Genomic DNA, 20009 nt, shown 5'->3' on the forward strand with positions numbered 1-20009 from the left:
TCGCTTGTGGCAACTGGGGCGCTCCGCAGCCAACGGTTACGCGTTGGCTTTGCGGTCTCGAAAGTGATCAAGGCCTGATTTTATTGATCGCTCGCCCACCGGTATGATGCCCATTCTCGACTGTGGTATAGCGGCCCTTCTCACGCTACCCGCAACTACGCTCATGGAATATCGACGCTGTCGTGGTGATGCAGCCCGCGTGCCGCTCTATTCGACGTCAAATTCGAACTTTACTCCCCTCGCGGACTCTCCTGCGCTTCATCTCGCAGCATTTCCTGCCGTTCGGCTGCTTGATCGGTCACGCGCCGGTCGTAAAATTCTGCATCGAAAGCACCGAAGTGATCCGCCAGGTCTCGACCGTAGTCACTTGGGCCCGGATGTGTGTTTGCGTGGGACTTGAAGGAATAGCTCATATCGTTTATCGCAATTTAGCCAGTCGAGCGAATGCCATGATCGACGGGCAAGTTGGTGCAACGGCGGCCCAGATTCGCTCGCTATAACGTTACTTTCCCTTTTATCTATCGCAGTTCCTGGCCTTCCTCCTTGGGAAGACCGGCGAATGCCACGACAGACAGCAGGGTAAAGGTCCCGACGACGAAAAATGTCATCGGGAAGTCATCGATTACCAGATGATCTGCGCCGTGCCCATGAACCTGCGCTGTGATCGTCAGGCATGACGCGCAGACTGCGACACCAAAGCTGATCGACGTTTGCTGCATCATCGTCGAAAGTGCCGTGGCCTTACTCATCAGGGTCTTGGGAATGCCAGAATAGCCGACCGTATTCATGGTTATCATCGCCAGAGAATTGACGATACCCGCAACGAAAAGCACGAAGCACATAAGACCAATCGACGTGGTTGGTCTGAACAATCCATAGCAAGCGAATGTCGCGCCGGTCATCGCGGCGCCCAGCATCATGATCGGCCTGAATCCGAACTTCCTGATTGCACGATCCATGATGGGACGTACACCGAATGCGCCGACAGAGAGCCAGGCGCTCATCAAGCCAGATTGAACGGGCGTTAATCCCAAACCGACCTGCAAGAGCAGCGGTACAAAGATTGGAGCCGAGCCCACCGCGAGTCTGAGCGGCATGCCGCCAATCGTCGTGATGCTAAAAGCTTTATATCCAAAAATCTTGAGAGGGATGATGACATCGAGACGTCCCCGGCTATAAAGTCCGTATGCGATCATTGCCAGTACTCCAATGGCCGTGATTCCGATCGTTACGTTCACTGGGACGAAATTACGACCGACGGTTTCCAGACCACACACGATGCCGGAAAGCCCTATCGCCATCAGGATGAATCCCGTCATGTCGAACCGCGCAGATTTCTCCGGGCGCGAATCCGGCACAAACTTTAACGACAGCAGGATGCCCAACACACCGAATGGAATGTTGAGCAGAAAGATCCATCGCCAGGAGCCCATCGTGACGATCAGTCCTCCGAGAAGCGGCCCAATCACACGCCCAATGGTACCTGGAACGGTAAACCAAACCATCGCGGCCACCAGCTGCGCTGCCGGAATACTTCGCAGCAGAATCAGCCGCCCTACCGGCACCATCATGGCGCCGCCCAGACCTTGCAAGACCCGGAATAGAACGATTTGAGTGATCGAAGTGGCTACGCCGCATAGCGCCGATGCCAGCGAGAAGATGGCAACTGCCGAACAGAAAACGCGTCGCGTTCCGAACCTGTCGGTGAGCCACCCACTTGCCGGAAGGAACAGTGCGAGGCTCAACAGATATGCGGTAATCGCGAAGTTGAGATGAAGTATCTCGACATCCAGGGAAGTGGCAATCGACTGGAGAGCCGTGCCCAATATCGAGGTATCGAGACTCTGCAAGAACATCGGCACCGCGACGATCATCGGGATCAGTCGCGTACGCCTGGATGCAGAACGAGACTCCGAAGTGCGGTCTCGCACTTCTTCGACAGTTAAGTTTTTCTCAATCACCGGATTGGCTAGCGCTTTGCGATTTCACGTCGATAGGTGTCGACAATCGTGGGATCGTAGTTGAGGAAAAATTGCTGTCTGACGGGATCCGTCAGGCTGACCAGTTTTGCGATCTCGTCGGTGGTGAAGGTATAAACCGTCATTCCGTGACGCTCAAGCTCAGCACGATTGGTCTTCACCTGTTCTCGAATCAGGTCGCGCTCAAAGCGCCCAGCTTCCAGCGCAGCGTGTTGTAAAACGTTTCTATCCTGAACCGTCAACTTCTGCCAGACCGCCGAATTGGCGACCACTGCAATTGCGCTGTATGAGTGATTCGTGACCGAGACGGCCGATTGAACATCATAAAGGTGGCCGGCAAGGATTTGGGAATAGAAGTTATCTTCTGCAACGATACGCCCACTCTTCAACGCTTCGTATAGTTCAGAATAAGGGAGTCCGACGACGTCAGCGCCCAAGACTTTGAACGTCTCCACAAACGCGGGTTCCGGGATCACACGAACCGGCCGGTTCGCCAGGTCCAGCGCGTGCCGGAACGGCTGGCCCGACGTCGTGATCTGTCGGAAGCCGTTCTCCCACCAGGCGAGACCCGTCAGGCCGTGACCCTCGAGGCGCGACAACAGAGCTCGTCCGAACGGACCATCGAGCAGCGCGTGTGCCTGACGTTCACCGCGGACAACAAACGGCAGATCCATGATTTCGAATTCGGATTCGAGATGACGCAGTGCAGGCGTCACCAGCAGCATCAAATCCGGCGCGCCTGGGCCTCCTGCCTGGAATGTCTTGATCTGCTCACCCGGCGAACCCGGAACTGTATCCGCGCTCACGCTCACCACCAGACGACCGTGCGAGTCCCGGTTCACGATATCCGCGAACCTGGCCATGCCGCGCATTGTCGGCTGGTCCGGCGACATATGCGATCGATACTCTACGATCGTAAGCGTTTGAACGGGCTGCCCATGCCCGACCAACGGCTGCACGATCAACAGCATGCCAAATACCACACCCCTGATATCGCTACAAACCCGGCTCAATGACCAACCCGATTTAAGACTTGAAAATCTTTTTGTCATGTTTTCGGAAAAATCGCCAAATGCCTAAACAAAAAAAGCTACGTTACCGAAGCAACGTAGCCAAATCCCTCACTTCACATCCGAAGTCAGATCAAATCAACGGTGTCCGATTTGAAAATTCTGGGCAACTTCTTCCAGTCGCTGATGCGGCCGATCGTCGTTTTGAACGTCATCATCGGCAGGTAATACTTGATGTACCAAACCATCAGGATCAGGTTCATATACAGGCAACCGACGCCCATGTATGGCGTGAACATCTTGTCAAAGCGATGGTTCAATATGATCGCGTTGTACCAAACGACGAACGACACCGGCAAAAGCATAAGCAGGCCAACCGGGACGAAGATACCGAGAATGAGCGAAAGGCCACCCAGAATTTCGCACGTCTTCACGATATGGAAAAACTGCGTGTGAACCATCGTGACCAGCAGCTCATTCGACGCGGGTAGCGTGCCGAACGGTTGCGGGAAGATCGGCGACATGCCGAGAGCCGTGCGCCAGTAGCTGGTACCGCTGACGACCATCCAGCCGCCGAGATACAGCCGGCAGAACGTCAGGATGACTTTGCCGATGAGTTGCGGCATCGTTTTGCGATCATCGTTGTCCATAGTGTGCTTTCATCCTTTGCTGTTTAGTTCCCAGCCTGCACCGGCGCAGCCTTCTGTTGCGTAATGCGATCATGGCGAATGATCCAGCCAGATCCGCTGATCTCGTAGACATCGACGACGTCTTGCGCCGGTTGGCCGCGGGTGGCGCCGATGGTCTGATAAACCGCGACGTCCATGCCTTGGACGATGACCTTCTTCACTTGGTGGGGAATGGGTTCGCCATCCTGATGATCGATCGTGTTCGGCGCGTTATCGACAGCCTTTTCCGAAAAGTAAGTTTTGTACGCCTCGGCGCCCTTGCCCTCCGTATACGCCAGGTCCATGAACTCCTGAACGATGTCATGCGGCAGTTTTCCGGTGCCTGCATGCCAGTGCCAACGCGGATCCGAATGCAGACCGTGAGCGATCTGCGCGATGAACAGGAAGCCCACGAGTGCCGTGACCACACGTCCAGTCATACTGTCCATCCACACGTTGATGCGTGTGGCCATACCCCCCGAGGAGAGAACTCCTTGGTTATTCGACATCCTGCCTCCTTGAAAGCATTGTGAAGAGTGAAACGCTTCGGCTTGAGATGGTTCGGTCCGGCGTTTTTGTATTTAATTTAGCCTACGGAATCGTATAGGCCGACAGATCGTATGTAAACGTCGGGGTTTCCCTATTTCCGTTGTTGGCGGATAGGTGCTATTTGATGTTTGCGACATTTCCTTCGCGCGGAATGTAATCCGCGCGAAGCGAAGGCGCTGGGCCGGCGGCAAGGTTGGTTTAGGCGCTGACGGACGCGCCAGCAGTGAGTCGGTCAGAGACGAGGAACCCGTAGGCCGGGATACTTAACCCGGCATGGTGGCAGAAGCCTTTGCCATGCTAGGCCGCCCGCAATGCCCCAGTCCTCACCCGAAGGGTAGACAGGAATATTCAATCCGTCAGCGAACACGATCCACCACCGGCAGTTGGCCCTTGCGGCGCCCGATGCCGGATGGTTGGGGTGTTGCGGTTCGTTATTACTGGGGCATCTGACCGCTTGGAGTGCCGGCAGCCGCACGCCATTGCGCGACGATCGCGCCTGCACGTATCGCGCTATCGGGGTAGTCGAACCAGTCGTCGGACTGATCGTAGCCCGCCTTCCGCCATTCAATCAGATCGGCGCGCACTTTGGCTCGTGTGAGCGGCACCGTCGAATCGTACGGTTGGGCCAGCGCCGCAACCGGCGCGAAGCAGCACGCCGCGGCAAGGACGCCGAGCGCTATACGCGGAAGGGAGTTCATGGCAAGGCCTTTCTTATCGGGGTTATCGCTGAAAGTATAGGCGCTGTCTTGACAAACGAAAGGCAAATCGAAACATATTCACTTCTCGCGTACTGCACAGACAAGGGGGCGGAGGAATTTCGAGGACACGGCCATCGCCAGACGAAGCGTTCGATAGATCGCGCAGCATCGAGGTGCGCCGCAATTTTCGATAAAAAGGCGCCGGAAGCCTCTGGCTGCGAGCGCCTTCTGTTCCGCCGAAAATGTTCGCCCCGCGGCCATTCACAACGCCGGCATAAGACGCCTTGAACCAGTTGCGCAGCGGTTGCCTGGACATGTCCAGTTTGCGCGCCATGGCTCCCGCGCGTGACAGCAGGTAAGTCGATTAACCAATGGTGCTTTATTCTTTTTTGGAGAATCGATCCGCACCATCGCTCTTTCCTTTGCAATCCCAAGCAATGAACACAATGGAGAAGAACGGGCATCAGATGTCATCCAGGGAATACCCTCGAACACAACACCTTTGAAATCCCTATCAGTCATATTCAACATAGTATATTCTTTTGCATTCGTACTGTTGTGCATCGCTTCTCTCGTGCGCAACGTCGGCCACTCTACGAATTAACACCACATGTAGGAGACACTGGAATTGCGTAAACTGCTCGTTAGCTGCGCCGTTGCGGCAGCAATCGCGCCTGTGATGGCACAGGCACAGACCAGCGTGACGCTGTATGGCGTTGCCGATGCGTTCGTCGGCTACTTCGGAAACTCCGAAGGCCAACACGTCGTCAGCATGAACAGCGGCGGCGCCGGTGGGTCGCGTTGGGGCATTCGCGCGAAGGAAGACCTCGGCGGCGGTTTGTCAGCGATCGCCGTGCTCGAAAGCGGCTTCAACATCAACAACGGTACGTCCGGCCAGAGTGGCCGTTTGTTCGGTCGTCGCGCCTACGTTGGCATCGACAGTCGCGACTTCGGCCAGATCATTGCAGGTCGCCTGCAAACGGCCGGCTACGAGTGGGGCGGCACCTTCGACCCGATGCTGCTGGCTGCAGCGTCGCCGCTCGGCTCGATCGGTGGCGAGGAACCGCGTCCATGGATTTTCAACATGCTGCAGGATCCGGCTCGCCAAGATAATACGATCCAGTACTCGTCGCCGACGTGGCATGGTCTGAACGGCACGGCGGCCTATTCGTGGGGCAACAATCAAGGTCTGCAGAACGCGACCCACTACCAACTCGCGACGCTCACCTACGCCAACGGCCCGTTGCTCACGAGCTACGGCTTCGGCCACAGCCTGCAACCGTCAGCGACCATTGCACGCAACACGTACGAACACGTGCTGGGTGTCAGATACGACCTCAGCTTTGTAGCGCTCTACGGTTCGTACCAGGTGCGTCTGAACGATCCGGGCCGTAGCGATAAGGGCTGGCAAGCCGGTGTCACGATTCCGACCAGCCCGTTCGGCACCATTCGTGCTTCTTACGGTGGACTGAGCGACCAGAACATTACCTACCTCGGCACAACCGGTCCGCAAACGGGTAACTGGGCGATTCGCTCGGCTGCTATCGGTTATACGTATCAACTCTCGAAGGCGACGATGCTGTACGGCTTCTTCAAGAAGCTCTGGAACAGCGGCATCGCTCACCAGACGATCTACCCGCCCGGTGGGCTCCCGGCCCCGACTGGCAACCACGCCAACGTCACGGCAATCGGTCTGGGTCTGGCAACGCGCTTCTAAGCCTACCTATTTTGAAGAAGAGCCCGCCCCGCGCGGGCTTTTTCTATTCATAGTCCTCTGCATATCAAAACATCGATGGTCTCCGTGTTCATAGACTCCCCCCATCGATCAATACATGCATGCTCTCTTCTCGGTCCAGTCGGTCCAACGTGGTCATCACCCTGTTCTCGAGCTGAGCCTTCTCGCCCCCTGAAAGCGGGTGCCATCCAGCCAAAAATGACAGGTGCCTCTCCGTCAGTCCAACCAGACCCCGTCCGTCTGTCTCACGACTTTCGGATGCACTCGGGGACAAAGCGAGATCGGTATAAGCGTCGATGTTCCATCGTTCGACAGTTCAGACACGAAGAGCCTATGACTAGGATCGTGCGTAAATGGCACCCTACGCCACCAGCAGATTGCTCATGCTGAACCCCAAATTAGATGAAAACTCCAAGCCCGTATACAAGCAAAAAGTCCGGAGAGAGAATTCTCCCCGGACTTTCTTGAATCTACAACTGCGATGGCCGAAGCCTTATGCTTCGCCCTTGATCTTGTCGCGCACGAGCACGAAGATGAAGAGCAGCCAGGAGACGCCGAGGCCGAAGTAGTCGAAATTACGTAGCGGACGGTATTCCGTCCAGCCCCAACCCGTCGAGCCGTCGACGGCCGCCAGCGTCAGGACGATACAGATGGCGATTGCGATCCAGGTATTCTTTTTCATCGCGTGTGCTCCTTAAGCCAATTCTTTTTGCCGCTGTTCGAAGCCGGCCACATTTTGCTGCTGTTCGACGGCGGGTACACCCACGAGGCTCCCACCTTTGCCCTTCAGGCTGAAACCCTTCCAGCCGTGCCACAACCACATCGGGTTGAGCGTCGGACGGAAGCAAACCGCCATGTAGCCGCTGTACGCCAAAAGCAGGATGCCGTTCATCAAGAGTTCTTGCGGACCAGAGAACAATTGACGTGGCGTCGCCGAGATGAAAGTGTTCAGCCAGAAAATCGTGACCGTCGTCGGCATCTCGAGAATCAGCGTCAGGAACACGAAACGGTTCATCAGCAGCAATGCGCCGTAAACAGCTTCCATGTACTTAACCCAGTGATACATACCGATCGCATCGGCACCCGCCACATACTGGCCGGCGAGACCTGGAATCATTGGCACATAGCCGTCGATTACGAATCGGATACCTGAGAAGAAAAGGTGAGCGCCAAAATACAGACGCAACCACGTAATTACATACTTCCACGGGGAAGAATTTGCGCTTTTCATGGGAGGGGCATTTCCGTAAAGGTTCTTGCAGTACAACGTTGAAATATGGTGCCGCACAAATTTCAATACGACAGGATATCTCGAAGGTGATGGGATCTTCCCCATCACCTAAGAGCCGTTTTATACGATGCCTTTACGGCGATCGCGAATCAGCACAGTAATGACGCAGATCCACGGAATTGCGAGGCCAAACATGTCACGCGCACGCAGAGGACGGTATTCCGTGTAACCCAATCCGGTCGATCCGAAGAAGACCCAGCACGTCATGACAAGACAAACGGCGAGACCGATATAAAGGTTTCGGTTGCTCTTCATCGCAGTTCTCCCGATTCGACGATGCCCCTTCGCATTTCAGGTGTCTTCTTCAACTTGACAGACTCTTTCCAGACATCGACCTTGAACCCCTCCCACAATGCCAGAGGCGTGAGTTTTGGCTTAAATACCGAAGCCATGTAACCACTGTAGGCCAAAATCAATAGACCATTCATCAGCAGCTGATTCGGGCCCGAGAACAATTGGCGCGGAGTCGCAACGATGAAGGTATTAATCCAGAAAATCGAAACCGAAGTCGGAAACTCGAAAATCGCCGCAAGCAGCACGAAACGGTTGCTCAGCATCAGGATACCGAGCACGCATTCCATATACTTGACTACCGGAAACATGTGAATCGCATCCAGCGCTTGCACGTATGCACCTGCAGTGCCCGGAATGAATGGAACCCACCCGGTGGAGATATAACGGAAGCCCGACCACAGCAAATCTGCGCCGAAATAAATCCGGAGCCAAAGGACAGCGTACTTCCACGGCGGCGAATTAATACCTTGCATCAGATGTCTCCGTTGTTGGTTTCTGTTTTCGCAACGCGGCGGAATCGAGTCAGCCGCTGAGTGCCCGTTTACGCCTGGACGACCCGATGGGCGGCGCCCGGCGTGATGATCTTGTTCAGGAGCTTTTCATCGACCTCGAATCCGAAGCCCGGGCCTTCGCTCGGATATGCGTGACCCTGAGCAAACCGCTGACCGCCGATTGCCAGATCTTCGCCTGCCGGAATCTGGTCGCTGTTGAATACCGAATGCACCGCGAGAGGCCCCATGCTTTCGCTCATGAACTGGCACGCCCAATGATCCGAGACCATCAAATGCGTGCTCGGGCCCGACTCGATACCGCCGCCAATCAAGGTGGAGCAGAACACGGGGATATCGTAGATCCGACATGCGGCCAGGAATCGTTGCGCCTTGAGTAGACCGCCTACTTTTTGAATCTTCAGAATCACGCCGTCAGCCGAGCGGCGTTCGGCGATTTCGCGCAGGTCGCCCAGTTCCTGCGCGCCCTCGTCTGCGTAAATCGGCGTGTTCACGCGCTCGCGGAGTTTGGACATGCTGTCGCGGTATTGATGCGCCAGCGGCTGCTCCATGAAAGCGAGGTTGTATTGATCCAGACGACGCACCGTTTTCAGGGCCTGCTCGTAATTCCACGACCCATTCGCGTCGAGCGTGATCATCGCGTCCGGGCCGAGGGCTTTACGCACTTCACGGGCCGTCGCCACATCGTTGTCGAATGTGTGACGTCCAACCTTGAGTTTGAAGGCCGAGAAACCTGCCTCCCGAACCTGGACTGCTGCCTCAGCCACTTTTTCCGGATCGCCGGCTGATAGAACCCAACCCAGGGGAACTGACTCGCGTGTACGGCCGCCCAGAAGATCGTAAACCGGGCGACCTAGTGCTTTACCCTTCAGGTCATGCAACGCGCAATCGACGAGCGCTTTCGCCTGATTGTTGTCGCGCGCGAGCTGATCCATCATGCCGACGATTTTTTCGATATTGCACGGATCTTCGCCGAGCAGGATTCGCGGAGCGAAAATATCGGAAATCATCGCCGTCATCGAGGCCTGGCTTTCGCCGCGATACCACGACGAAGTGTCGCCGGATTCAGCGACGCCCACCAAACCGTTATCGGCGTAAATACGCACCACGAGTGTATTCAGACAGGTGATCGTGACGTTCGGAAGCTTCAGGGGCTTCTTAAGCGGCATCGAAACCGGAACGCACTCAACGCGGGTAATTTTCACTGGATTGAACCTATAGGAACTCGAGAGAGGAGTGCCGACATCGGACACTCCCGAAGCGGATATCAGCTATTCGCCGCCGCACGACGCAGCGCACCACAGACACGGATCAACAGAACGACTGCCAGTGCAACCGAGATCACATAGCAAACGACGAAGGAAGCGCCGAGTGCATTCGGCCCCGAGAACAGTTTGGCAACGAGCGCGACCACCGTGGGCCCGAGTGCCAGGCCGAGCAGGTTGGTGATCAGGTAGTAGACCGCCGTCAGTTTGCCCATCATGTTGCCCGGCGTGAAGTTGGCCATCGTTGCGCCGCCAGCTACCGCAAACATCGAGAACATGAACGTCTGCACGAAATAAGCGATCAACCCGACATTCATCGAGTGAATCAGCGGGAAGCACGCAGTAACGATTGCAGCGATTGCCGTCGTGACAGCCGCCACGCGAACCGGTGCGTCGATCATGCCGCGTTCACGCAGCCAGTCGGCGATACGGCCCAGGATCAACAGGCCCGCAGGCGACGCCAACAGTGCCACGCCGCCCAACGCCTTACCGATCTCCGGACGCGGGACGTTCAGCGTGCGCGCGATGATTTCCGGGAGCCAGGCCATCTGCGAACCAACCGCAATGCCATACAAGCAGATCGCAATCCAGAGTTGAACGTAGACGGCCTTGTTGGTCCACGCGAAACAAAGCGCTTCACGATACGTGACCCCACCGCCTGCGTTGACGTCGCGGCGTGCCGGTTCACGTACGAGCCACAGAAGCACGGCGAACGGAATACCGATAAGACCCGGCACCAGCAGCACGAAATGCCATGGTTTGAGCCCGCCAACCAGCGGCAGGCCCGCAAATGCACCTGCCGATGCCGCTTTCAGAAGAAAACCACCGAGCCCGAGAGCCAGACCGGTACCGAGAAGCGGCCCGATGTTATAGATCCCGAACGCGAGGCTGCGGCGTTGCGGCGGAAACGCATCGCGAATCATCGACGCGGCGCCAGGCGACAGAGCGGACTCACCAACACCGAGACCCACACGCGTCAGGAACAACTGGACGTACGTCTGACTCAGACCGCACAAAACCTGAACAGCGGACCATGCCATGATCGCGCCACCGAGCAGGCGCCGGCGCTCGTACTTATCGACCAGCGCACCCATGGGGACGCCAAGCACGCTGTACAGAAGCATGAATGAGAGCCCGAGAAGCCAACTGACTTCGAGATCGGAAATCCCGAGGTCTTCCTTGATCGGTCCGACGACGAGGGAAATCGCACCCCGGTCGATGAAGGAGATCACGTATGTCGCCGTCAAAATGACGAGCATCCACCATGCTCCCTTCGACGTTTTCGAATCCGAAGCGGCTTCGACGGGTGCGAACGTCGCCCGCACCTCTGCGGTCTCACTCATTGCTTTCTGTCTCCTGGTTTAGTTATACGTGTAGTCAATCAGCGAATCTTCCGATCCTCGCTATCGGAAAGTGCCGTCTTCGCCGCTGTTATGCCTGATACGATGAACTCCGCAATATCGCCCATCGAGTTATAAAACGGACCCCACAAAGATCCACACTCCCCAACTGCATAGAGACCGGGAATCGGCTTGTCCTGATGATCGAGAACACGCTGTCCCGCATCATGTTTCGGTCCACCGTGGGTATTGAGGTACGTCGGCAGCATGGGTCCGATCGCGTAGTACGGTCCCTCGTCGTCAAGCGGCACCAGGAACGTCTCGCGTCCGAACTCGGGATCGGCATTCAGACGGCACTGCTCGTTATAGCGCTCGACCGTCTCACGAAGTGCCTGGGGATCGAGGTGACCCGACCTGGTCACGCCCGGGATTTCCGGCCACTGGCATTTCAATGCCAGCTCTTCGAGCGTATCGGCCTTGATGATCAGACCTTCTTCGAGTTCCTTGAGATTGTCCTGGCTCCACGGCGGCACGCGCGAATTCAGCGTGGTCATCGCCGCACCACCGGCCCGAACCTTTTCGTCGAAGATGTGGAATGCCGGCACGTTGGTGAATTCCGGAATGCCCGGCGTCGTCGCTAGCCACGTGTCGCGATTCGCCAACCCGTGTTGAACGACCGACGTGTCAACCGTCTCGTTGTGAAAGCGCTTCGCCTGCCGGTTCACCCACAGCAGACTGCCGCCGTCCTTGAACGCGCCCGACTTGTAACCGAAGCCTGCAACCTTGTTAAGGTCGTAGGTGACGTAAACGTAGCCTTCCTTAGTCTTGATGCCCATGTTCAGCGGGCCTGCCACGGCGTTCATGTGCCACAGCTGGGCACCGACTTCCTGTGCCATGCGGATGCCGTCGCCGGTCAGATTCGGGCTTCCCAGGAAATAGATCGGGCATGCGGTGAGGAACTGCTTACACATGGCCGCGTTCGCTTCGAAACCACCGCTGGCGAGCACCGTCGCCTTGCGACCGCGAATCGTGATCGTCGTACCATCTTCGCGTTCGGCTTCGACACCGAGAATCGCACGCGTCACCGGATGCTGAATCAGACGCGTGACTCGCGTGCTGTACTTGACACGCGCACCCGCCTTCTCTGCTTGAGCCGAGATCGCGTTATAGAGACCTGCACCGCCCGGTGCGGCCACCACGCTCATGCCCTTGATGCTCTCTGCACCCGGCGCGCCCGCGAACTCGGGGAAGAAACCCGGGGCCGAGAACGGTTGCGGGTTGTCTTTGAGCGGCAATTCCAGTTTGTGCTGGAACGCAGGTATGTCTTTGAGACTTGCAACGAAATGACGAAGAACGCTCTCTTCGGTCTGACCTGCACACAACCAGTTCAGATACTTGAAGGACTCTTCTTCATCGACGGAGGTCATGATCAGACCACCCGCCACACAGACCGAGTTACCGCCACCCTGCGCACCCTTTTCGAGGATGAGCACGTCAGCGCCCTGTTCGGCGGCAGCAAACGCGAACGTTGCACCCGCACCACCATAGCCGACCACAACCATATCGGCATGTTCATCCCATCGGGGCTCGGTCCAGTTCACTTCCATCTTTTCGTTATCCATCGTGTCTCTAAACATACCTGCGCGGTTTGAGCTACTTAGGCTGCGGGAGCTGCTGCCTGCTCGGCTTCTTCCTTCGTGCGAAGGCCGTCATAGATCTCGTTGTAACGCAGCACCGGCTGATCCATCGCCAGCATGATCATCTTGCGGCCCGGTACCTTCTTGATCATTGCCTGCTGCGCTTCGATGATTGCCTTGTCTTCGGCGAATGCCGCGTCGGCGATTCCGAACGCGTGTTCCTTCAGATCGGCGTGCTCATGATCCGGACCGAAGTTGTAGAAGAACATCGATTGCGTATCGTTGATCGGCGTAATCATCTGGCACGTGCAGCGACGGAAGATCGGTTCCTCGTTAGGCTTACCGTCGACGAAACGATGTTGAACGCCCGGTGCGAAGGAGTTGATCTTCAGAATGAAGACGCCCGGCACCAGGAAGGTGCTGACCACGTTATCGTCGGAAGGAAGATCGAAATAGGGGTTCGTCGGACGGCCCATGTGCCAACGATCGGCGACGACGCCACGTTCGAGAACCGTCGTGCCGCGCCTGGTCTCGCCATCCTTCTGAACTTTCAGCGAGACCTTGTTGTTCGCACCGAACGTCGATTCGTGAATGAACGGTGCGTGCGACAGATCGAGCAGGTTGTCGGCCACGAGTTCTGCATTGCCGTTCATCACGAACTTCGAGCAGACCATCGAGTACGTGTCGCTATCCGGACCTTCGATCGGCGGAATCAGCGCGACGTCGGCCTTTGCCGGGTCGCCCATCCAAACCCACGCGGCACCGTGCTTTTCTTCGATCGGATAGCTGCGCACGCAGACCTTCGACGAAATGCGCTCCTGGCCCGGGATTTCGGTGCAGCGACCATCGGCAGCGAACTTCAGGCCGTGATACATGCAGCGCAGTTCGTCGCCTTCCTTGCGACCAACCGTCAGCGGCGCCAAACGATGCGGGCACAGGTCTTCCAGCGCGACGAGCGTGCCGTCGTCCTTGCGATAGAGCGCCAGCGGTTCGTCCATCACGGTGAACGGGACGATGTCAGTCGCCGAGAACTCGCTCGACCAGCCAACCATGTACCAACAGTTCCGAAGGAATTTCATTTGATGTCTCCTCAGAGAGAATCGAGAACGGACAAATCGAGCGGATTGCCTGACACGTGCGGTACAGCCGCCCCCCCGTTGTCCCGGATCGGATCTACCCCGCCCGTTCCTCGAAAGTATTCAATTGGGTATTCTTTATCTTATCTTGTAGCACCGCTCGACAAGACTCGGGGATACCCTTAAAGGCGAAAAGCGGCGTCCCGCTTTTTCTGATTGGAACGCCGCATTTACGGATGCGGATATCAGCTGAAGTACACGCGTTTAGCAGTCGTGTGCAGGACCTTCCGCTGATCTGCTTCGGAGAGGGAAGACACTGAGTCCTTGGCCAACTGGACCATGTCCTTGTACTCGCCCTTCGACTGCGCGATGTCCGAACCCCACATCACGCGGTCGGCGCCGAACGACCGGACGACACGCTCGACGACTGGCGCTGCCGGCAGCTCGAGCGCCTTCAGTTTGCCGAGGTTGATCATCGAATACAGCAGGTAGACGTTCGACGAATCAACGAACTTGAGCAGCGCTTCGTCCACGCCGTAGTCCGGCGCACCCGATTCGCCGACGATGTTCGAGAAGTGGTCGAGAACGACCGGCGTGTTCGGGAATTGCTTGACGACGTCTTGAAGCGCTTCGAGGGCGGCGACGCGATTCCAGCGATAGAAGTGCAGACGCACCGACCCTCCGAGCTCCGACACGGCCGACCATGCGCGCAGCGCTTGCTTCGACGCGAACCAGCTCGAGTCCGCGCCCTTGTTCGGCTCCGTCAAACGAATGCCGACCGAGCCACGCTGGCCGACCCAGTAGCGCACGGTTTCTTCCACGTTGTCGGCCAGTGCATCGATCATGCACAGCGAACGCAGACGCTCGGGATATTGCTCTGCGGAGTCCACGACATAGTCGTTGTGGAAGCCGTAGAGGTGAGCGCGCTGGACCGCGAGCGCCTTCTCGACACCATCAGCGTCGAGCAGGTCGATCAGGCGTTCGGCCGTCACCGGGTTGTCGAATGCGTTGGCTTCGAGCGTGCCGCTCAACGGCGACGGCGGATACTTCTCCACGTTCGTGGAAATCAGGTGGGCGTGACTGTCGATCATGACGTTCCCTTCTCTGTAAAATTCGATATCAACAAACGGTAGGCCGTTACTTCACTTCCACGGATCAACACAGACGTGGATAGCGCCTTCGACGCCACGCCCGGCCGTCGCGAGGATCGCTTCGTGCGTCTGTGCGAGTCCGAACGTGTGCGAGCACACCTCGTCGATCGGATAGCGGCCGGAACCGATATAGCGCAGCGCCAGTTCGACAGCAGCGTAGCTACGGCCACGCGGTGCCCGCACCGTCAGATAGCGCTTCTTGATCTCGCCGATGGGGACGTGCTGTTCCAGGCCGTTCAGGCTCAGGTAGGCGCCCTTCGCTGCCAGCGCGATCGCCTGCTTGACGATTTCGCCTTTAGGATCGCCCGTCGTATCGACGACGACGTCCACGCCACGACCCTTCGTGATGCGCATTACTTCGGCTTCGAGGCCTTGCGTCTCCACATTGATCGCGTAGTCGGCGCCCAGGCGCAGCGACAGATCGAGACGAGTCTGATCACGTGTCATACCCGCGAGAATGACCGTGTACGAGCCCGCGGCCTTTGCTGCCAGCACGCAGCCCAAACCCTGCTGGCCAGGACCGAAGACGAGCACGACCTTGCCGGGGCCTGCGCCACCGTCCAGACACGCCCACTGCACGCCGTTGCCGAACGGCACGGCCAGCGTCGCGTGGGTCGCCCGCATGTCTTGCGGAATCTTATGCATCACCGTGTTGAGTGGCATGTGCATGTATTGCGCGTAACCACCCCACAAATGCGGCGCCTTGTTGGCGGTGGACATACCGAATCGATCGGTGTTCAGACGATCCTTCACGTTGAAGAAATCGACTTCCATGCACAGGCGGAAATCGCCCTTCATGCACCACTCGCAATTCCAGCACGGCAGGTATTCGTGCAGAGCAACGCGGTCGCCGGGCTTGACGCCCCACCGTTTGGCCGCAATCTCGCCAACTTCTTCAATCGTGCCGACGTTCTCGTGGCCCATGATCACGGGAACGTGACCCGCCTTGCGATACAACTCGGGATCGCTGCCACCGACGCCGCTGGCTTCGATGCGCAGAATGCCGGTCTCAGGGCGCACTTGCGGATAGTCGAATTCACGTAATTCGGTGGTCTCGACATCCGTCTTGACTGCGGCCAATACCTTCTTCGTCATGTCTGTCTCCTGCTAGTTTTTCAATCTCAGGCTTTCGAAAATACGCGCAGGGCGTTGCCGCCAAAGATCGCGTCGAGATCGTGATTCGTCAGTCCAGCGAGCGCCTGACGCGTGAGTTTCAACGCCAGACCATATCCCTCGCGTGAACTCACGACAGGGAAGTCAGAGCCCCACATCAAACGATCAGCGCCAAACGCGTCAACTGCCTCGTGTAGGAGCGTAGGATGGGCATCACCAAACGGCCGGCCCTGGTGCCATGTTTTCGAATCGCGAGGCAATAGTTCGCCAAGACCCGGCACTTTCATCATCACATTGGGAAACGCCGCAAGTTTGAACACCTGGCGGCGCAGGGCCAGCGCTTCATCCGTTACAGCCGGCGCGCTGGTGCCGCCAAGATGCTCGAGGACAATCGTCGTACCCGGCAATTTGGCGATCAATTCGATAAAGCCCGGTGCGTTGAACGTTTCGGCAGATCCAACGCAGCTCACTGGCAATCCCGAGGCCTGAACACCGCGCCAGGCCTCGGGAAGGCGATTGTCGTCGAGACATGCCGATGGTCTCAATCGAATACCGCCGGCACCAGCGCGTGCCAGCGATTCGATCGTCTTCGCAACGTCCGGGTCCTCGGCATCGACCCAGGCCACGCTCGACAGACGGCCCGGAAATCGTGTAACGCATTCCTGCTGATACCGGTTATCCGTCTGTCCAATCATCTGCGTGAGCACGGCATGACCAACACCGTATTCATTCATCTGATCGAGCAGCATCTCGACGGGCTCATACCAATGAGGCGATACGTGAGCGTGGCTATCAACGATCATGCGAGCCTCAGGCCTTCAGAGCGACGTCCGGATTGAGGGGCACTTCCTCCTTCCACGTGCGGTCGTTCGGGAAGATCACCGTCGAAGCGTGAATCTGATTCCACGGGATCGTGTTCGTCAGCACGCTCGGCAGTTCGCCGCTTTGCGCATACGCGCGTGCCGAACGAATCATCTGGCGACGCCATGCGACGACCGCGACGTCCGATGTGCCGAGGTGTTCCTTCGTGCGATCGAGGATGCGGCCCTGCGTTTCGCTGACCGCGTGGTCTTGCGTCAGGATGCCCTTGATGCCGGACATCGACGACGTCTTCATCGCTTCCCGGTCCTGCTTGTACCAGTTGTCGATGTTGAGTTCCTTGCGGAAGTTTTCATCGACCCAGTGACCGCCTTCCTGAATGCGATATTCGATATCGACCGGCTGCGTTTCGTCGAAGAACCACTGGATGTGCCACGTCGATTCGTCGTCGCGCGGAACGAACGCGTTGGCCATGCGACGGTTCTTGCGGACGCCGAAGCCATCGGGCGGGATCAGCGTGAAGAACGGCAGAATCACTTCCGTGACGCGGGCGTGCAGCTTGCCTTCTTCACGGAAATTGCGGACGCCGGCGTAGCGCAGACCGTACAGCGTGTATTCGACTTCGATCTTCGGACGCAGATCACGCTCGTGCTCGTACTTCGCCGGCGCCGACCACGGCTGCTCGCGGTGAAGGACACCCGCGTGTGCCGAGTCGATCGTGCCTTCGACGGCTTGAGCGTAGTTACAGTCTTCGAGAACCTTGAACGCTGCGACCTTTTCTGCCGGGTACGACAGGAAATCGAAGTCGGGGAACTGCGGAACCTTTGCCGGGTCGCCCATGTACGTCCAGATCACGCCAGCGACTTCGCGCACCGGATAGGCGACCGCCTTGATGCGCGAGCACAGCTTCGAATCTTCCGGCTCGGTCGGGGTGTCCATGCACTGGCCATCGACGGCGAACTTCCAGCCGTGGTACAGACAACGCAGACCGCCTTCCGAGTTGTCGCCCAGCGCGAGCGACGCACGACGGTGCGGGCACTGTTCTTCGAGCAGGCCGACCTTGCCGTCGCTGTCGCGGAACGCCACGAGATCTTCGCCCAGCAGACGCACACGCTTGGGCGCACCACCCGGCTCCTGAATTTCCGATGAGAGCAGCGCCGGAATCCAGAATTGACGGATCATGTCGCCGTTCGGGGTGCCTTTTCCTACTTGAGTCAGAACGTCGTTGTCTTCGCGGGAAAGCATGTTTGCTCCTAATCTCTTATATGTGAATTTGCGTGGGAGACCGAAATCCCCCGTCGGCCTTAAACGAGTGCGACGGCTCTCAGCAGTCGTTCGCGAGCGTCTACGGTGTTACTTTCGTTACCGATCAAGTCGTGCGCCTCGATGATCAGATTGCGCAGTGCCACGAGGTTCTGCCCTTCGGCCGAGTTCGCGGCATTCCGTGCAGCTACGGCGATATCGTTGTCGAGCAGCCGCCAGACTTCGTCCAGTTCGGACTCGCGATAAATCATCTGTTCGAACGTGCGCGAGTTCTCCACCCGTTCGATAATCTGACGCAGCGTTTCCGGCGAGTAATCCTCGATTGAATGAAGATCATCCACGTTCATTGCTAACTCCTATTTCTTAGGACCAGGGCCGAAGTTCGAAGGCGGCAGATCGAGTGCCTGACGTCCGTAACTCGTCAGTGCGCTGTCCCACGTGAATGCGAAGTGCTGCGCGGCCGAATTGACGTCGCGCCAGATGCGCTGAAGGTCCGACGCGTTATAGATGCTGGTGCCGCCCGCGGCTTCGAACAGACTGTTGGCCGCACGACGAGCCGTTTGCGCCGAATATGCCCAATCGCGGGAGATGCGCGACCACTCGAGCGGCGTCAACGACTTTGCGCTTTCTGCTGTGTCGATGCGGCGTGTGTCTTCGAGAATCAACGCATAGGCAGCGTCGAGATCCGCCGTCGCGTGTGCAAGACGTTCGATCGTTGCCGACTGCTCTGCCATCTGGTCGGCCGGCATTGCCTTCAAACGTGGCGCCAGACCTTCGGTGAACGATTTGATTGCCGCCCGTGCCATGCCCAAGGGCGCACCGATCAGCGAGAACGGCGTGACGTTGTGGAACGGCATGCGGTAGATCGGAGCGCGCAGGGCATCGGCGCCTTCGACGTTGCCCGTCATCATTTCCTTCACGGACACCGAGCGGTGTGCCGGGATGAACGCTTCGGCGACCTTGATCGTGCGGCTACCGGTGCCACGCAAGCCTGCGGTATACCAGTCATCGACGATCTGGATATCCGAGCGCGGGATCACGAAGAAACGCGGTTCGGGCGGCCCGTCTTCGCGCTGCACGGCATTACCGACGATGACCCACTCCACGTGATCGATACCGGAGCAGAAACGGCCTTCACCGTTCACGAGCTTGTAGCCACCTTCGACTTCGGTAATCGTGCCGCCGAGGCGGAACACCGTGGCCGTCAGAGCGTGGCCTTTGCCCAGCACATCTTGCTGTGCTTTCAACGGGAACAGGTTCAGCATCCAGCTGTGGCCGGCGAGCACGCCGAACACCCAACCGGTCGAACCGCAAGCCGACGCGATTTCCGCCGTGACTTCGACGAGCGTCGTGAAGCCCAACTCGGAACCACCAAACGACTTCGGCGTGATGATGTTGAAAAGACCCGACTCACGTAGTGCGTCGATGGTTTCTTTCGGCACCACGCGATCGCTTTCGGTCTGTTTGACACGTGAACGAATCACGTCGTGCAAACCGCGAGCGATAGCGAGGGCGTCCTCGTGACTAGCAATACGACTCAAGGCGTTCTCCTGTTAGGGCTTGCTGCGCCGCGCTCGAGGAACCGGCGCGCAGAATAGTTTTTGTTTAGCTG

General features: G+C 57.7%; 19 protein-coding genes. 1 reads left to right on the plus strand and 18 read right to left on the minus strand.

What is annotated here, in order from left to right:
• Nucleotides 1–518: 518 nt before the first annotated feature.
• The 5 genes from BC1002_RS23230 to BC1002_RS23250 form a co-directional block, all read right to left on the minus strand.
• Nucleotides 519–1874, minus strand: a complete 1356-nt coding sequence (locus BC1002_RS23230) for an MFS transporter (RefSeq protein ID WP_041735124.1) — start codon at nt 1872–1874, stop codon at nt 519–521.
• A gap of 95 nt (nt 1875–1969) precedes the next feature.
• Nucleotides 1970–2950: a TRAP transporter substrate-binding protein gene (locus tag BC1002_RS23235; RefSeq protein WP_013092438.1), complete on the minus strand. Its 981-nt coding sequence runs from the start codon at nt 2948–2950 to the stop codon at nt 1970–1972.
• A gap of 167 nt (nt 2951–3117) precedes the next feature.
• Nucleotides 3118–3639 (minus strand): DoxX family membrane protein, encoded by a 522-nt coding sequence (locus BC1002_RS23240; RefSeq protein ID WP_013092439.1) that lies wholly within the window; start codon nt 3637–3639, stop codon nt 3118–3120.
• Nucleotides 3640–3662: 23 nt separating this feature from the next.
• Nucleotides 3663–4166 carry a hypothetical protein gene (locus BC1002_RS23245; protein WP_013092440.1) on the minus strand — a complete coding sequence of 168 codons (504 nt, stop codon included), beginning with the start codon at nt 4164–4166 and terminating at the stop codon, nt 3663–3665.
• Nucleotides 4167–4640: 474 nt separating this feature from the next.
• On the minus strand, nt 4641–4904 hold the full coding sequence (locus BC1002_RS23250; protein ID WP_013092441.1) for a DUF4148 domain-containing protein: 264 nt from the start codon (nt 4902–4904) through the stop codon (nt 4641–4643).
• A gap of 628 nt (nt 4905–5532) precedes the next feature.
• Here BC1002_RS23250 and BC1002_RS23255 point away from each other — a divergent pair.
• Nucleotides 5533–6621, plus strand: a complete 1089-nt coding sequence (locus tag BC1002_RS23255; RefSeq protein ID WP_013092442.1) for a porin — start codon at nt 5533–5535, stop codon at nt 6619–6621.
• 511 nt (nt 6622–7132) lie between these two features.
• On the opposite strand, the gene BC1002_RS23260 is transcribed toward BC1002_RS23255, so the two are convergent.
• The 13 genes from BC1002_RS23260 to BC1002_RS23325 all read right to left on the minus strand — a co-directional run bounded on the left by BC1002_RS23260 (nt 7133) and on the right by BC1002_RS23325 (nt 19938).
• Nucleotides 7133–7321 (minus strand): hypothetical protein, encoded by a 189-nt coding sequence (locus BC1002_RS23260; RefSeq protein WP_013092444.1) that lies wholly within the window; start codon nt 7319–7321, stop codon nt 7133–7135.
• A gap of 12 nt (nt 7322–7333) precedes the next feature.
• A complete protein-coding gene (locus tag BC1002_RS23265; protein WP_013092445.1) occupies nt 7334–7870 on the minus strand; it encodes a hypothetical protein in 537 nt (178 codons plus the stop codon).
• Between the two features lie 311 nt (nt 7871–8181).
• Nucleotides 8182–8697: a hypothetical protein gene (locus BC1002_RS23275; protein WP_013092447.1), complete on the minus strand. Its 516-nt coding sequence runs from the start codon at nt 8695–8697 to the stop codon at nt 8182–8184.
• A 68-nt stretch (nt 8698–8765) separates the two neighbouring features.
• Nucleotides 8766–9938, minus strand: a complete 1173-nt coding sequence (locus tag BC1002_RS23280; RefSeq protein ID WP_013092448.1) for a mandelate racemase/muconate lactonizing enzyme family protein — start codon at nt 9936–9938, stop codon at nt 8766–8768.
• Nucleotides 9939–10000: 62 nt separating this feature from the next.
• Nucleotides 10001–11341 carry an MFS transporter gene (locus tag BC1002_RS23285; RefSeq protein ID WP_013092449.1) on the minus strand — a complete coding sequence of 447 codons (1341 nt, stop codon included), beginning with the start codon at nt 11339–11341 and terminating at the stop codon, nt 10001–10003.
• A 38-nt stretch (nt 11342–11379) separates the two neighbouring features.
• Nucleotides 11380–12960 carry an FAD-dependent oxidoreductase gene (locus BC1002_RS23290; RefSeq protein ID WP_013092450.1) on the minus strand — a complete coding sequence of 527 codons (1581 nt, stop codon included), beginning with the start codon at nt 12958–12960 and terminating at the stop codon, nt 11380–11382.
• 35 nt (nt 12961–12995) lie between these two features.
• On the minus strand, nt 12996–14054 hold the full coding sequence (locus BC1002_RS23295; protein ID WP_013092451.1) for an aromatic ring-hydroxylating oxygenase subunit alpha: 1059 nt from the start codon (nt 14052–14054) through the stop codon (nt 12996–12998).
• Nucleotides 14055–14296: 242 nt separating this feature from the next.
• Nucleotides 14297–15142 (minus strand): amidohydrolase family protein, encoded by an 846-nt coding sequence (locus BC1002_RS23300; RefSeq protein ID WP_013092452.1) that lies wholly within the window; start codon nt 15140–15142, stop codon nt 14297–14299.
• 51 nt (nt 15143–15193) lie between these two features.
• A complete protein-coding gene (locus BC1002_RS23305) occupies nt 15194–16297 on the minus strand; it encodes a zinc-dependent alcohol dehydrogenase (RefSeq protein ID WP_013092453.1) in 1104 nt (367 codons plus the stop codon).
• 26 nt (nt 16298–16323) lie between these two features.
• Nucleotides 16324–17118 carry an amidohydrolase family protein gene (locus BC1002_RS23310; RefSeq protein ID WP_013092454.1) on the minus strand — a complete coding sequence of 265 codons (795 nt, stop codon included), beginning with the start codon at nt 17116–17118 and terminating at the stop codon, nt 16324–16326.
• Nucleotides 17119–17125: 7 nt separating this feature from the next.
• Complete coding sequence (locus BC1002_RS23315; RefSeq protein ID WP_013092455.1) at nt 17126–18379, minus strand: Rieske 2Fe-2S domain-containing protein; 1254 nt, start codon at nt 18377–18379, stop codon at nt 17126–17128.
• Between the two features lie 59 nt (nt 18380–18438).
• Nucleotides 18439–18744, minus strand: coding sequence for a hypothetical protein (locus BC1002_RS23320; RefSeq protein WP_013092456.1), 306 nt, complete (start codon nt 18742–18744; stop codon nt 18439–18441).
• 9 nt (nt 18745–18753) lie between these two features.
• Nucleotides 18754–19938 carry an acyl-CoA dehydrogenase family protein gene (locus BC1002_RS23325; RefSeq protein ID WP_013092457.1) on the minus strand — a complete coding sequence of 395 codons (1185 nt, stop codon included), beginning with the start codon at nt 19936–19938 and terminating at the stop codon, nt 18754–18756.
• Nucleotides 19939–20009: the final 71 nt, after the last annotated feature.

The sequence above is a fragment of the Paraburkholderia atlantica genome (assembly GCF_000092885.1).
GTDB lineage: Bacteria > Pseudomonadota > Gammaproteobacteria > Burkholderiales > Burkholderiaceae > Paraburkholderia > Paraburkholderia atlantica.

Excerpts from the sequence above, each read along its gene's own strand:
- BC1002_RS23230 (WP_041735124.1), bottom strand. The coding sequence starts at position 1,874 with ATGATCGTCGCGGTGCCGATGTTCTTGCAGAGTCTCGATACCTCGATA.
- BC1002_RS23235 (WP_013092438.1), bottom strand. The coding sequence starts at position 2,950 with ATGCTGTTGATCGTGCAGCCGTTGGTCGGGCATGGGCAGCCCGTTCAA.
- BC1002_RS23240 (WP_013092439.1), bottom strand. The coding sequence starts at position 3,639 with ATGGACAACGATGATCGCAAAACGATGCCGCAACTCATCGGCAAAGTC.
- BC1002_RS23245 (WP_013092440.1), bottom strand. The coding sequence starts at position 4,166 with ATGTCGAATAACCAAGGAGTTCTCTCCTCGGGGGGTATGGCCACACGC.
- BC1002_RS23250 (WP_013092441.1), bottom strand. The coding sequence starts at position 4,904 with ATGAACTCCCTTCCGCGTATAGCGCTCGGCGTCCTTGCCGCGGCGTGC.
- BC1002_RS23260 (WP_013092444.1), bottom strand. The coding sequence starts at position 7,321 with ATGAAAAAGAATACCTGGATCGCAATCGCCATCTGTATCGTCCTGACG.
- BC1002_RS23265 (WP_013092445.1), bottom strand. The coding sequence starts at position 7,870 with ATGAAAAGCGCAAATTCTTCCCCGTGGAAGTATGTAATTACGTGGTTG.
- BC1002_RS23275 (WP_013092447.1), bottom strand. The coding sequence starts at position 8,697 with ATGCAAGGTATTAATTCGCCGCCGTGGAAGTACGCTGTCCTTTGGCTC.
- BC1002_RS23285 (WP_013092449.1), bottom strand. The coding sequence starts at position 11,341 with ATGAGTGAGACCGCAGAGGTGCGGGCGACGTTCGCACCCGTCGAAGCC.
- BC1002_RS23290 (WP_013092450.1), bottom strand. The coding sequence starts at position 12,960 with ATGGATAACGAAAAGATGGAAGTGAACTGGACCGAGCCCCGATGGGAT.
- BC1002_RS23295 (WP_013092451.1), bottom strand. The coding sequence starts at position 14,054 with ATGAAATTCCTTCGGAACTGTTGGTACATGGTTGGCTGGTCGAGCGAG.
- BC1002_RS23300 (WP_013092452.1), bottom strand. The coding sequence starts at position 15,142 with ATGATCGACAGTCACGCCCACCTGATTTCCACGAACGTGGAGAAGTAT.
- BC1002_RS23305 (WP_013092453.1), bottom strand. The coding sequence starts at position 16,297 with ATGACGAAGAAGGTATTGGCCGCAGTCAAGACGGATGTCGAGACCACC.
- BC1002_RS23310 (WP_013092454.1), bottom strand. The coding sequence starts at position 17,118 with ATGATCGTTGATAGCCACGCTCACGTATCGCCTCATTGGTATGAGCCC.
- BC1002_RS23315 (WP_013092455.1), bottom strand. The coding sequence starts at position 18,379 with ATGCTTTCCCGCGAAGACAACGACGTTCTGACTCAAGTAGGAAAAGGC.
- BC1002_RS23320 (WP_013092456.1), bottom strand. The coding sequence starts at position 18,744 with ATGAACGTGGATGATCTTCATTCAATCGAGGATTACTCGCCGGAAACG.